This window comes from Acidimicrobiia bacterium, from assembly GCA_012959995.1.
GTDB lineage: Bacteria > Actinomycetota > Acidimicrobiia > Acidimicrobiales > MedAcidi-G1 > MedAcidi-G2B.
Genome location: DUCC01000034.1, coordinates 70837 through 83231, shown reverse-complemented (window position 1 = coordinate 83231; position 12395 = coordinate 70837). Strand labels below are relative to the sequence as shown.

Genomic DNA, 12395 nt, shown 5'->3' with positions numbered 1-12395 from the left:
CATGACCGATGCCGACCGCTGCCCGGTAGAAAACCTGGCTACCGATTACGACATTTTTGACCCGGACTACATCACCGACCCTGTACCGGCTTGGTCAGAAATACGGGAAGGCCAATGCCCTATTGCCCACACCGATCGCTGGGGCGGCTCATGGCTCCCCACCCGATATGAAGACGTACAAGCCTTAGCCAAAATGGTGCCTGCTCTTTCTTCTAAGGCGCCCACCGTGGTGGATTTACCACCAGAATTTCGCGACACCGAAAGCACCAGTTACAACGCCGCAGCCCCCATTAGTGCCGACCCGCCTGAACAAACCTGGACCCGCAAAGCTTTGTTGCCGTTTTTTACGCCCAAAGCCATTGCCCCACAACGCACCTACACCGAAACCCTCTGCCACGAACTCATTGACGGGTTCATCGACCGCGGCAACTGCGACGGCGCCGTCAACTACGCCCAACAAATTCCACCCCGGGTTATCGCCCACAAACTCGGCGTGGGCAGCGAGCGAGTAGACGAGTTCATTATCTGGGTACAAGGAGTACTCGAGATTGGGTTGACCCAACCAGAACTTCGTGTGCACTACCGAAACGTCATCCGTAGCTTCTTTGAAGAACAAGTTGCCGAGCGAAAAGCAAGCCCTGGCGATGATCTAATTTCTGAACTTTTAAAAACCGAAATAGACGGCCAACCCCTCCCCGACGAAGTCATCGTGGGCATGTGCAACCTGCAGTTGGTAGCCGGCATTGACACCACCTGGTCGTCTATTGGCTCCGCCCTTTGGCACTTTGCTACCCACGAAGAAGACCGCCGCCGTATGGCCGCCACCGACCACCACGACCCGCTCTGGGACTCCGCCATTGAAGAACTCTTACGGGCCTACTCGCCAGTCACCATGGCCCGCCGGGTCACCGAGGTGGTGGAATACCAAAATGTCACCATGCAACCCGGCGACAAAGTATTGATGAACTTCCCCGGCGCCAACCACGACCCCGAGGTATTCGAAAACCCCGACCAAGTGATCTTGGACCGGCAACGCAACCGCCACATCGCCTTCGGCGCCGGCATCCACCGCTGCGCCGGGTCCAACCTGGCCCGCATGGAAATGGAAGTAGCCCTCAAAACCTGGTTCACTCGCATCCCCGAATTCACCTTGGCCAACCCCGATGAAGTCACCTGGGCCGGCGGCCAAGTACGCGGCCCCCGCATCATGGCCCTCAACTTCGGCTGAGTTTTACTGCGCAGCCAAAGCAGCTTTAAACACACCCTCAGTGATCGCTTGTTGAGTTTCAGCATCAATTTCATCTAACAAGGTGATGGTGACGTCTTTAATGGTGACCGTGCAAGGAAACAGATGCGGGTACAAGCCCACCGGGGCACCGGTATCCACGCCCACATCGAAGGTTTCTCCACTCATAGAAAAAACCACCGGCACGGTGGCTTCTATGCGTTCCGAAGCCAACAGTTCTTGATCAACAAACAGGTGAGCGGTTCCCCCTTTGCCAAAACCTCCGTCGTAATCAAAAAGTACCCGCACCTCGTGGGGCCCGGGAGTTAAAGGTTCTGATGCTTCTACCGTCGTTCGCTGGTGTCCAAACAAGTTGTAATGATAAACCGGCCGCCCCTCTTGCAAATAAAGCGTCCACCCATTGAGGTTTCCCCCCTGACACACGATGACCCCTTCAACATCTGAAGCATCCACTTCTAACCGGGCAACCAAATCAAACGACCGGTTTTTAATATCAATCACGCTGCCTTCCGGCATGCGTACATGGGCCGGCGTGTAGGTGGCCTGCTTTGCCCCTTGCAACGGAGAGGGCGGGCGGGTGTCGGCGGTGAGGCGGTCCCCGGGGTCGCGTAACGGGTAAACGCCATTGCGGCGGGCCTCCGCATCAAAGAGTTCTTTCATTTCAGCCAAACGCTCGGGTTGTTCTTTGGCTAAGTCGTGGCTCTGAGAAAAGTCAGTCGTGATGTCGTAGAGTTCCCATTTTTCTTGCGGGCCATCAAAGGGTTGGCTGGCCATACGAATCCATGGCACCCTCCCATGAAAACACGATGCAATGTAGCCCTCGTGGTAAATAGCTCGATTACCCAGAATCTCAAAATATTGGGTAGTTCTTTTGCTCGCCGCTGAGGCCTCGTCAAAGGAGTACCCCATGGAGGTTCCCTCAATAGGCATCTGCTTCACCCCGTTCACTACCTCGGGAGGCTTCACCCCGGCGGCCTCATAAATAGTGGGCGCCAAGTCGACCACATGATGGAACTGAGTGCGCAAACCACCGGCATCAGTAATGTGTTGAGGCCACGACAAAGCCATGGCGTTACGGGTTCCCCCAAAATGCGACGCCACTTGTTTCATCCATTGAAACGGTGCGTCCTGAGCCCACGCCCACCCCACGTTGTAATGGCATTCACATGCTGCGGTACCAAAGTCGTCCATGTGTTCTAAGAGCCATTCCGGGTCTTCGTGTACCCCGTTTTGAAACGAAGGAGCCGACCAGGCCCCATGAATGGTTCCCTCGGCCGAAGCCCCGTTGTCGCCCGTGACATAAACAAAAAGAGTATTTTCCCATTCATCCATGGTTTCTAACGCATCAATCAGCTTTCCTACCTGCGCGTCGGTGTGGGCCAAAAAGGCCGCAAATACTTCCATAAGGCGTCGAGCCACCGGTTTGTACCGATCGGGGTATTCATCCCAACTGGGTATTTCTTCTGGACGAGGCGTGTTCACCGTGCCGGCCGGGATAACCCCTAAGGTCAATTGTTTCTCAAAAATTTGTTGCCGGAGAGCATCCCAGCCTTCATCGAACTGACCAGCAAATTGGTCAAGCCAGTCGGCCGGAACCTGCAAGGGCGTATGCACCGCACCGGGAGCAAAATAACAAAAAAACGGCCGATCCGGTCGGTGCGCTTTTACTTGCTGCATCCAATTGATGGACTGCTCTGCCAAATCTTCGGTGAGGTGGTAATCCCCTCGACCCACATAAGGCTCAATGGGAGTGGTTTGGTCATAAAGGGCCGGTTCAAATTGCGACGTTTCTGCACCCAGAAAACCATAGAAGCGATCAAAACCCAAGCCTGTGGGCCAACGGTCAAAGGGGCCAGCCGGGCCTACCTCCCACCGGGGGGTGAGATGGCCTTTGCCAAACATGCCGGTGGCATATCCATTGGAGCGAAGTACTTCGGCCACCGTGGCTGCCTCCGCAGGGATTATTGAGTCATAGCCAGGGAAAGAGTTCGCCACCTCGGTAATGCATCCCACGTGCACGGTGTGGTGGTTGCGGCCAGTAAGCAGCGAAGCACGGGTGGGGGCACAAAGTGCCGTGGTGTGGAACTGGTTGTAGCGCAAACCTTGGGCAGCGACACGATCACATGCTGGAGTAGTTATGGGGCCACCAAAAGTAGAAAACGACCCGAAGCCCACATCGTCAAGCAACACCACCACCACGTTGGGGGCACCAGCAGGTGCTTGGTCTAAAGAAAGCGGGGTACCGGTCGCTTCAGAAAAAAGTCGCTTAACTGGTTCAGTCATCTTTTTCACTCTCTTGAGTTTTCACAAAGTTTGCTAGGTGATTAAAGTAGCCCACATGGAGGACCTTGCTCAATTTCGCACCGAAGTTCAATCTTTTTATGCCACCCTGCCTGATTTACTCTCTGGTCTTGATGACCCCCTAGAGCGAGGAAGGGCCTACCTCGCTGCTCGCTACGATGCCGGTCTTGGGGCCCTTGACTATCCGATCGAAACCGGTGGCCGAGGCTTAGATAAAGAATTCATCAACACCTTTCGCAAAGAAGCCCCCAGTAGAGAATCCGCTAACGCAGTTTTTGGTTTTGGCATCGGTATCAATATGGCCCTGCCTACTTTGCGTGATTATGGCAGCACTGAATTACAGCAACGATTCCTCCGCCCCGGATTAAGAGGTGACGAAATATGGTGTCAACTTTATTCCGAACCCGGAGCCGGATCAGACCTCGCCGGGCTTACCACCAGTGCCAAACTTGACGGCGACCAGTGGGTGGTAAGTGGTCAAAAAGTCTGGACCTCCGGAGCCAGCGATGCCGACTTTGGCATACTGCTCGCTCGAACCAACCCTGACGTGCCAAAACACCAAGGCATCTCCATGATGATTCTCCCCATGAAACAACCGGGCGTCGAGGTGCGGCCCTTGCACCAGATGACCGGAGTATCCAGCTTCAACGAAGTGTTCATTACCGAAGCGAAAATCCCCGCTCCATGGGTTGTTGGTGCACCCGGCGAAGGCTGGCGCATGGCTGTCGCTTTATTGAGTTACGAGCGTTCCTCTATCGGGGCCGGGGGAGGCCGCCGCCCGATCACTGTTGAACGACTGATTTCCTTAGCGCAAGAGAGCGAGGCCCACCAAGACCCCATCGTTCGACAAGACTTGGCCACTCTTTTTACCAACCGAAAAATTATTGAGTGGTTAAACCGGCGCCCGGGCATTCACCCCTCGCTTACTAAACTCTGGCGCACCAAAGAGGGACGGGCCGCCGCTGCTACCGCCACCCGGTTAGCCCACATGCAAGTAATCGCCTGGGAAGGGAAACCTCTCGGCAACGATAAAAAAACGTTGACTTACGGAATATGTGATGCCCCAGCGCTTTCTTTAGGTGGAGGCACCGATGAAGTGCAACGAAATACTTTAGGTGAGCGTGTGCTTGGTTTGCCTCGCGAACCTACTCCAGACCGCAATCTTGCCTTCAAGGACACCCTCAAAAACTAAGACTTACCGTGCAGGGTTGCTTGTGTCGCCTTGGCTACATCCCCATCCAACATGATGGCCCGCAAGGTGGCGCGTAGACGTTTTTCAAATTCAGCCTCTTCTTCTTTGTCAAAGGCAAAACCCGGCAACACTCGTTGTTCAAAAAGAGACCAACCCAGTTGGAAGAGTGTTCCCACCGCCACATCGGTAAGCGTTTGTTTATCCGGGTCTTGGCCTTTCCCCCGTAAAACACTCACCTTCTTTAATGAATCTTCAATCACCGGGTGCACGGTTGAAAGGCCTTCGAGTTCCCCCGAGATTGAAGAAAACGCTAACGCTCGCAAATAATCCATGCGATGGCGTATAGAAAATGGTTCGTCTGAAGACCAAGACTCATCAATTGGCCCCTCGGCAAAAGAAGACGCCAAGTCCGCCAAACCTGCTTGCAGTAAAACTTCCTTTGAGCCAAAATAGTGGTGAACCAACCCATAGTTCACCCCCGCTTCTTCGGCCAGTTCTCGGCCAGAAATTTGATGAGGTGGGCGTTGCCCCAATAACCTCACGGCCGCCGCCACCAAAGCTACTTTTACCTGTTGGGCTCCCCGTGGCTTGGCGTTCATGTTTGCTGCTCCAAACCAACCGAGCCTTCAAGGGCACTCACTAAGGATCTAATACGCTGATCCACTTTTGGTAAATCTTCATCCGTCAATCCAACCGAGTGGGCATTGTGCGAGCCAAAAATGGGTCGGCCCAGCAAAAGGGCGTAAAGAGAAGCAACAACAACTGCGTGCTGCACTCGATCACCAGAGGGGTCGGTTTGGGCAAAAAGATTCAAATAGGCCTCAACCACCGGAAGGTCTCTCTCCTCATTCCATTCCTTCGAAGTCTCAAGAGCCATATGCCCGGCCACCGCCCAAAACGAGCGTCGGTCGCTGGTATCACTTAATGAAACCGACTGGCTCCCTCCTTGCATCACCGAATCAACTACCCACTGGTTAAGAAAATCTCGGGCAGCAAGAAAAGCATTTTGTTTCCCATTGAAGTAATAGTGAATCAACCCATAGCTCACTCCTGCTTCTTCGGCCAGTTCACGACCAGAAATAGCCGAAGGGGGGCGATCCTCTAATAAGCGCAGCGCCGCCTCAATAATGTCTTGGCGGGCCGAGGTTTCTGACATGCCTAGTTTTGAACCGGTAAAAAAAGAGCCTGCTGGGAAACCTCGAGCACGGCTTTTCGGTGGCTTTCCCAAGAAGAACCCACAGCCAGCCCCGCTTTTAAAGCCCGCACCCCTTGGGGCGGGCATTGGGCTATTTCACGAGCAACCTGGGTGGCCTGAGCCAATACCTGATCATCTTTAACAACCTCCAGCGCTATCCCTAAACGGTGAAGATCCGGGCCAAAGAATTTGCGTCCCGTCAACACCAATTGCTGTGCAGCAGCAACTGAAAAACGCTCATGAAGCCACGTCAAGTTTAAGGGTGCCGCCATTCCCAACTTTATTTCTGCGACTTGCAAATACGCTCCCTGGCCAGCCACCAAAAGGTCGCAAGCCAAAGCCAGCGAAGCGCCTCCATTGATAGCGAAGCGTTCTAAAGCACCAACCACCGGTACCGGGCAAGCGTAAATAGCCTTATGAGCAGCCGACGCCGACGCCGCGGATGAAGTCAACCAGGGCGGAGGCGGGTCAGCTTTGTATTCTTTCAGGTCGAGACCAGAACAAAATGCTCCTTGTGCGCCATGAAGCAACACCGCATTGACTTCTGGGTTCTGGCTAAGCGAAGTAAAGGCCGCCGCCAATTCGTCAAACAGCGGGCCGATGAGAGCATTCCGGCGCTCTGGGCGCTGCAAGGTTACCGTGGCTAACCCCTCAGAAATATTCAATAAAACATTTGTATCGGCCGACATGTAAACAAGGTTAGCCAATTGGCTAACCTAATGCGAAAAGCCAAAAGGAGAATCATGCGCGCCGCCGTTTTACATCAAGCCCCCGGTGAATTAGTCATCGAAGATCTCACCATTGCTCAACCACAAGGACGCGAGGTGCTTATCCAAACCCGTGCTTCGGGGCTCTGCCACAGCGACCTTCACGTCATCGAAGGGCTCTTGCCCTTGGGCCCCGGCCCCACTGCCTTGGGTCACGAAGCCTCTGGTGAAGTCATCGCCGTAGGCCCCGACGTGGCCACCATGAAACCAGGCGACCATGTAGTGACCTGCTTGACCCAATTCTGCGGTTCCTGTACCGAATGCTTAAATGGTCAAACTTGGACCTGCGAACGCCGTCAACTCTTAGGGCGAAATGAAAACGAAACCCCCCGTTTAGCTTTGGGCGATCAACCCATCCGCGCTATGGCCGGCTTGGGGGCTTTTGCCGAACAAATGTTGGTTCACGAAAACGCTGCCGTGGTCATCAATGACGACATTCCTTTCGACCTTGCCGCCCTGCTGGGTTGTGCGGTCATTACCGGGGTGGGCTCAGCCGTAAACGGCGCCGCCATCCGCGCCGGAGAAACCGTGGCCGTCATTGGCTGTGGGGGCATAGGCCTCAACATTGTGCAGGGCTGCCGCTTGGCCGGCGCGGGACGCATCATCGCTATTGACCTCAATGCCGAAAAACTTGAAGCGGCTAAAGGGTTCGGAGCCACTGACATCATCAATGCCAGCGAAACCGACCCGGTGGCTGCCGTGCTGGAACTCACCAGCGGGGTTGATGCTGCCTTCGAAGCCATAGGGCTAACCGCAACCGCCGAACAAGCCTTAGCCATGATCAAACCCGGGCGCACCGCTTACCTGGTGGGCCTTCCCCCGGCGACCAGCACCATGGCCGTGCCCGGTGCCTTCATGGTTTTGCAAGCAAAAAGCCTCCGCGGGCTTTTCATGGGCAATAGCAACTTTAAAACCACCATCCCCGAGTTAGTAACTCACTACCTCGGTGGACGCCTTGACCTTGAACGTTTAGTTTCCGCCCACATCACTCTTGATGAAGTAAACGGCGGCTACGACGAAATGCGGGCCGGGTCAACGCTGCGTTCGGTCATCATGTTCGACTCCTAGGTCGGGGATTAAAAGCCCAACCACAAGAGTCGTGCAAACTTAACTTCGGCAAACCCCATCAGTCCGAGCCGCCTCGGCCACTGCTTTGGCCACCGCAAACGGTACCTCTTTGTCAAATACCGAGGGCACCACAAACTGGGCCGTGAGGTCTTCATCAGACACAGACTCGGCGATGGCGCGAGCGGCCGCCAACTTCATGTTTTCGGTAATGTCGGTGGCCTGAGCATCAAAAGCGCCCCGAAAAATACCGGGGAACGCCAACACGTTGTTGATCTGGTTGGGGTAATCGCTGCGCCCCGTGGCCATCACCGCCGCCAAGCCGTCGGCTTCTTCGGGGCGAATCTCTGGGTCAGGGTTAGCCATAGCAAACACAAACGGCTCTGGGTTCATGGTGCGCAGGTCAGCGGCCGTCAAGAGTCCGGGCCCACTTACGCCGATGAACACATCAGCGCCCACCAGGACATCTTGCAAAGTGCCCATTTTGCGTTCCGGGTTAGTGTTGGTAGCAAACCATTCTTTGGCCGAGTTGAGGTTGTCGCGGCCGGAGTACACCGCACCGGTGCGATCCACCCCCACGATCTCACCAACGCCTGCGTTATAAAGAATCTTGCCTACCGCTACTCCAGCGGCGCCCATGCCCGCAATAACCACCGAAAGGTCTTCGATGTTGCGGCCGGTGAGGCGACAAGCATTCCACAAAGCAGCCAAAGTAACCACGGCGGTTCCGTGTTGGTCATCATGAAAAACTGGGATGTCTAGCGCCTCTTTCAAGGCATCTTCCACCGCAAAAGCGGCCGGTGCGGCAATGTCTTCCAGATTGATGCCGCCAAAGGTGGGGGCCAAACGGATCACCGTGTCAATAATTTCCTGCGGATCGGTGACGTCGAGGCAAATAGGAAAAGCATCCACCCCAGCGAACTCTTTAAAGAGCAGCGCTTTGCCTTCCATCACCGGCATAGCAGCCAGTGGGCCAATATCGCCCAAACCCAACACGGCCGTCCCATCGGTCACGATAGCTACCGTATTTTTGCGAATAGTTAGTTCATGTGACCGTTCTGGATTCTCATGAATGGCCATACAAACCCGAGCTACCCCTGGGGTGTAAGCCATGGACAGATCATGACGGTCGTTTACTGGGCACAAGGTTTTAACTTCAATCTTTCCGCCTTCGTGTATAGCGAAGGTACGGTCGTACCAAGAAACCAAAGTCACCCCGCTGAGTTCTTCGACTTTTTTTACTACCGTCAACGAATGCTCTTCGTCACGGCAGTTCACACAAACATCATTTACCAGCAAGTCGCCGCGCACATCGAAGCCCCCCATGGAAACAATGTTGGCCCCCGCTTCACCAATGCTTGTGGTGAGGCGGCCCAAAGTATTGGGCACATTGTCGAGCTCCACGTGGAGAACGATTGAAAAAGCAGCGGTCGGGAGAAAAGGCATACCAGAAGCCTAGAGGCTGCGCTTCGGTACTGGTCAAGGTCCTTCGTAGGGAAAACCCAAATCAAGTGCGGTCACCAAGGGGTGAAAAGGGATTCCTGCCGCTCGGGCCGCTGCCTCACAGGTACCGCCTCGGTCAACTACCGACAAGATAAGCACCGGCTCGGCACCCAAATCACGTACTGCTTGCGCTGCTTCTAACGGGGACTTCCCTCGGGTCACCGTGTCTTCGCAAATAACCACGCGGTCGCCGGGTTGCAGCGCCCCGGCTAAACGGCCCTGCACCCCGTGGTCTTTAGATTCTTTTCGAATACTAAAGGAACGTAAATCACGCCCTCGGGTGGCGCCCACCGCAGCAATACCAAAAGCCACCGGGTCAGCACCAGCAGTAAGCCCACCAATAGCCGTTACGTCATCACCAATAACTTCTAAAGCCGCTTCAGCGATTAACAAAATACCTTCCGGGCGACAAGCAGTCTGTTTGGAATCGCAAAACCAGTTGCTGCTTCGCCCGCTTTTTAGCGTGAAGTCGCCGGTGCGAATGGAATATTTTAACAAATGTTCAACAAGGGCCGCAGAAGGTTTACTCATAAAGGTGACCTTACCGGTCGAAGGTCACGCAACCAGAACCATGAACCAGTTGGCCAATAATGCTGGCCCTTTGCCCTTGGGTGGCCAAAGTATTGAGCACCCCATCGGCCTGACTTTGGGGAACCACCAACACCATGCCTACTCCCATGTTAAAAACTCGGCCCATTTCTTCATCAGAAATATCGCCCATCGCTTGTAGCTCGGCAAAGATCCGAGGCGGAGTCCACGCTTTGGTGTCTACCAAGGCATCTACCTCTGTGCCCATGACCCGCGGCAAATTACCAATCAGGCCGCCGCCGGTAATATGCGCCACGGCGTGTACCTCGTGTTCAGCCAAAACCGCACCTACCGCCGGGGCATAAATAACGCTAGGGGCCAGCAACTCGTCGGCCAAGGTGGTTTCGGCGCCTTCCCATGCCGGTTCACCCAGCGAGCATTCTGCTACCTCGAAAACTATGCGCCGAGCCAACGAAAAGCCGTTAGAGCGCAGGTTGGGTGACTCCAACGCCACCAGCACATCGCCGGCCGCTACTTGTGAACCATCTAAAACCTTGCTGCGTTCTACTGCTCCCACAGCAAACCCCACCAAATCAAACTGAGCGGTCTCCATGACCCCAGGGTGTTCGGCCATTTCTCCGCCGATTAATGCACAGCCCGCAGTGCGGCAACCGTTGGCTATGCCGGCCACCAGTTGTTCCATAACTTCTGGTACCAACTGCCCTACCGCTACGTAATCCAGAAAAAATAATGGAGCGGCCCCGACACAAATTAAGTCGTCCACACACATAGCCACCAAATCTTGGCCGATGGTGTCAAAGCGTCCGGTCATGCGAGCGATCTCGGCTTTGGTGCCCACGCCATCGGTGGCCGACACTAATAAGGGGTCGGTGTACCCAGTTTTGGCCAGATCAAAAAGGCCCCCAAAACCCCCGATGTCTCCCATAACCCCCGGGCGGTAGGTAGACCGCACGTGCGGAATAATGCGTTGCACTGCCTCTTCACCGGCATCAATATCTACTCCAGCGGCTCGATAAGCATCGCTCATTTTTTGGACCCTCCAGACAATTGCTCAGAAGATTCTGTAGAAGAACCAGGCAACGAGCCTTCTGCCTTTGCTGAGGCCCCGGGTTCTTCCAGTACTTGTTTTGTCAAGTTGATAGGTACTTCTCTCGGGTACTCGCCGGTCAAACAGGCTGAACAAAACCCGGCCCCTACCGCACCGGTGGATTCAAGAAGATGGTCCAAAGTTAAATAAGCCAACGTGTCGACATCTAGGTATTCACGTATTTCTTCGACGGTTAAGTTGGCGGCCAGCAACTCGCCTCGCGACCCGGTATCCATGCCGTAGAAACATGGCCAACGGTATGGCGGCGAAGAAATGCGCATGTGGACTTCGGCGGCCCCGGCGGCCCGCAGCATTTGCACCATAGCTCGCGTGGTGGTGCCGCGCACAATGGAATCGTCGACCACCACCAAACGTTGTCCTTTGATGTTGTCGCGTAAGGGGTTTAGCTTCATGCGTACCGCAGCGGCCCGCATGGCTTGGGTGGGAGCAATAAAAGTACGGCCGATGTAACGGTTTTTAACCAACCCTTGGCCGTAAGAAATACCCGAAGCTCGGGCGTACCCTTCGGCCGCCGGCAGCCCCGACTCAGGAACCCCCATAACCAAATCGGCCTCAACCGGAGCCTGTTCAGATAAATACTCGCCCATCCGTACCCGGGCGTGATGCACCGATTGGCCGTAAAGCACCGCATCAGGCCGAGCAAAATACACAAATTCAAAAACGCAAAGACGAGGGTCTATTTCGTCTTCGGCAAAGGGGTGAAAGGAGCGGCAGCCTTCGTCGTCAATAACCACCACTTCGCCGGGGTCAAGCTCGCGCACAAAATGCGCCCCCACCACGTCTAAAGCAGGCGTTTCCGAAGCCAAGACCCAACCGTTGTCTAGCCGGCCCAAACACAAGGGGCGAAAACCGTTGGGGTCACGTACCCCAATAATACGATCCCGGTCGGACAGCACAAACGAAAAAGCGCCACGCAAGGTAGGTAATACCGTGCGCAGAGCCGCTTCAAAGGCCACTTCAGTGCCCTCATCTGTATGGTTTTTTAATTCTTCGGCCAACAACTCCGCCACCAGATCGCTATCTGAGGTGACGGTGCCGGGCAACATGTTGGCCGTGTTGGAAAGCTCTTCGGTATTGACCAAGTTGCCGTTATGGCCTAAGGCGAACTCCACGTGATCAAACCCGCGGTACACCGGTTGCGCATTACGCCAGGTACTTGACCCGGTAGTGGAATACCGGTTTTGCCCGATAGCCAAATGCCCTTCCAGGGCCGCCAAAGTGCGGTCGTCAAATGCGTTAGAAACCAAACCCATTTCTTTAACCACCGTCAACGACTCTCCGTCGCTGACCGCCATGCCCGCTGATTCTTGACCTCGATGCTGCAAGGCGTAGAGCCCCAAGTAGGTCAAGTGGGCCACCGGTTGGTCGGGAGCATAAACAGCGAACACCCCGCAGGCTTCTTTAGGGGTGTCGTCATCGGGGGCGCTGGTTTCTTCCCATTTTTTTATGAAGTCGGCGGAAAGTGGCAT

Annotated in this window: 11 protein-coding genes; 3 read left to right on the top strand and 8 right to left on the bottom strand. The window is 55.0% G+C overall.

What is annotated here, in order from left to right; all coding sequences use genetic code 11:
- Position 1 precedes the first annotated feature (1 nt).
- Entirely contained in the window at positions 2–1228 is a 1227-nt protein-coding gene (locus EYQ49_09270; GenBank protein HIG26062.1) for a cytochrome P450, read from the top strand.
- A 3-nt stretch (positions 1229–1231) separates the two neighbouring features.
- Here EYQ49_09270 and EYQ49_09265 read toward each other — a convergent pair whose 3' ends face one another.
- A complete protein-coding gene (locus EYQ49_09265; GenBank protein ID HIG26061.1) occupies positions 1232–3529 on the bottom strand; it encodes an arylsulfatase in 2298 nt (765 codons plus the stop codon).
- Positions 3530–3584: 55 nt separating this feature from the next.
- On the opposite strand from EYQ49_09265, the gene EYQ49_09260 reads away from it, so the two are divergent.
- Complete coding sequence (locus tag EYQ49_09260) at positions 3585–4739, top strand: dehydrogenase (protein ID HIG26060.1); 1155 nt, start codon at positions 3585–3587, stop codon at positions 4737–4739.
- On the opposite strand, the gene EYQ49_09255 is transcribed toward EYQ49_09260, so the two are convergent.
- The 3 genes from EYQ49_09255 to EYQ49_09245 are packed head-to-tail and all read right to left on the bottom strand — an operon-like array spanning position 4736 to position 6623.
- Positions 4736–5338 carry a TetR/AcrR family transcriptional regulator gene (locus EYQ49_09255; protein HIG26059.1) on the bottom strand — a complete coding sequence of 201 codons (603 nt, stop codon included), beginning with the start codon at positions 5336–5338 and terminating at the stop codon, positions 4736–4738. The genes EYQ49_09260 and EYQ49_09255 overlap by 4 nt on opposite strands.
- A complete protein-coding gene (locus EYQ49_09250) occupies positions 5335–6021 on the bottom strand; it encodes a TetR/AcrR family transcriptional regulator (GenBank protein HIG26058.1) in 687 nt (228 codons plus the stop codon). The genes EYQ49_09255 and EYQ49_09250 overlap by 4 nt, the downstream gene beginning before the upstream one ends.
- Positions 5898–6623, bottom strand: a complete 726-nt coding sequence (locus EYQ49_09245; protein HIG26057.1) for an enoyl-CoA hydratase/isomerase family protein — start codon at positions 6621–6623, stop codon at positions 5898–5900. Before EYQ49_09245 ends, EYQ49_09250 begins: the two co-directional genes overlap by 124 nt.
- Positions 6624–6677: 54 nt before the next feature.
- Here EYQ49_09245 and EYQ49_09240 point away from each other — a divergent pair, with 54 nt between their 5' ends.
- A complete protein-coding gene (locus EYQ49_09240) occupies positions 6678–7769 on the top strand; it encodes a Zn-dependent alcohol dehydrogenase (GenBank protein HIG26056.1) in 1092 nt (363 codons plus the stop codon).
- 39 nt (positions 7770–7808) lie between these two features.
- On the opposite strand, the gene EYQ49_09235 is transcribed toward EYQ49_09240, so the two are convergent.
- From EYQ49_09235 to purF, 4 genes are read right to left on the bottom strand one after another with little or no spacing between them, the layout of a single operon-like run.
- The gene (locus EYQ49_09235) at positions 7809–9212 is read right to left on the bottom strand and encodes an NAD-dependent malic enzyme (protein ID HIG26055.1); all 1404 of its coding nucleotides are present in this window, start codon (positions 9210–9212) and stop codon (positions 7809–7811) included.
- A 33-nt stretch (positions 9213–9245) separates the two neighbouring features.
- Complete coding sequence (gene pyrE, locus EYQ49_09230; protein ID HIG26054.1) at positions 9246–9800, bottom strand: orotate phosphoribosyltransferase; 555 nt, start codon at positions 9798–9800, stop codon at positions 9246–9248.
- A 10-nt stretch (positions 9801–9810) separates the two neighbouring features.
- Entirely contained in the window at positions 9811–10845 is a 1035-nt protein-coding gene (locus tag EYQ49_09225; protein HIG26053.1) for a phosphoribosylformylglycinamidine cyclo-ligase, read from the bottom strand.
- Entirely contained in the window at positions 10842–12395 is a 1554-nt protein-coding gene (gene purF, locus EYQ49_09220) for an amidophosphoribosyltransferase (protein HIG26052.1), read from the bottom strand. Before purF ends, EYQ49_09225 begins: the two co-directional genes overlap by 4 nt.

Excerpts from the sequence above, each read along its gene's own strand:
- EYQ49_09225 (HIG26053.1), bottom strand. The coding sequence starts at position 10,845 with ATGAGCGATGCTTATCGAGCCGCTGGAGTAGATATTGATGCCGGTGAA.
- EYQ49_09240 (HIG26056.1), top strand. The coding sequence starts at position 6,678 with ATGCGCGCCGCCGTTTTACATCAAGCCCCCGGTGAATTAGTCATCGAA.
- EYQ49_09270 (HIG26062.1), top strand. The coding sequence starts at position 2 with ATGACCGATGCCGACCGCTGCCCGGTAGAAAACCTGGCTACCGATTAC.
- EYQ49_09255 (HIG26059.1), bottom strand. The coding sequence starts at position 5,338 with ATGAACGCCAAGCCACGGGGAGCCCAACAGGTAAAAGTAGCTTTGGTG.
- purF (HIG26052.1), bottom strand. The coding sequence starts at position 12,395 with ATGCCACTTTCCGCCGACTTCATAAAAAAATGGGAAGAAACCAGCGCC.
- pyrE (HIG26054.1), bottom strand. The coding sequence starts at position 9,800 with ATGAGTAAACCTTCTGCGGCCCTTGTTGAACATTTGTTAAAATATTCC.
- EYQ49_09235 (HIG26055.1), bottom strand. The coding sequence starts at position 9,212 with ATGCCTTTTCTCCCGACCGCTGCTTTTTCAATCGTTCTCCACGTGGAG.
- EYQ49_09250 (HIG26058.1), bottom strand. The coding sequence starts at position 6,021 with ATGCCCGCCCCAAGGGGTGCGGGCTTTAAAAGCGGGGCTGGCTGTGGG.
- EYQ49_09245 (HIG26057.1), bottom strand. The coding sequence starts at position 6,623 with ATGTCGGCCGATACAAATGTTTTATTGAATATTTCTGAGGGGTTAGCC.
- EYQ49_09265 (HIG26061.1), bottom strand. The coding sequence starts at position 3,529 with ATGACTGAACCAGTTAAGCGACTTTTTTCTGAAGCGACCGGTACCCCG.
- EYQ49_09260 (HIG26060.1), top strand. The coding sequence starts at position 3,585 with ATGGAGGACCTTGCTCAATTTCGCACCGAAGTTCAATCTTTTTATGCC.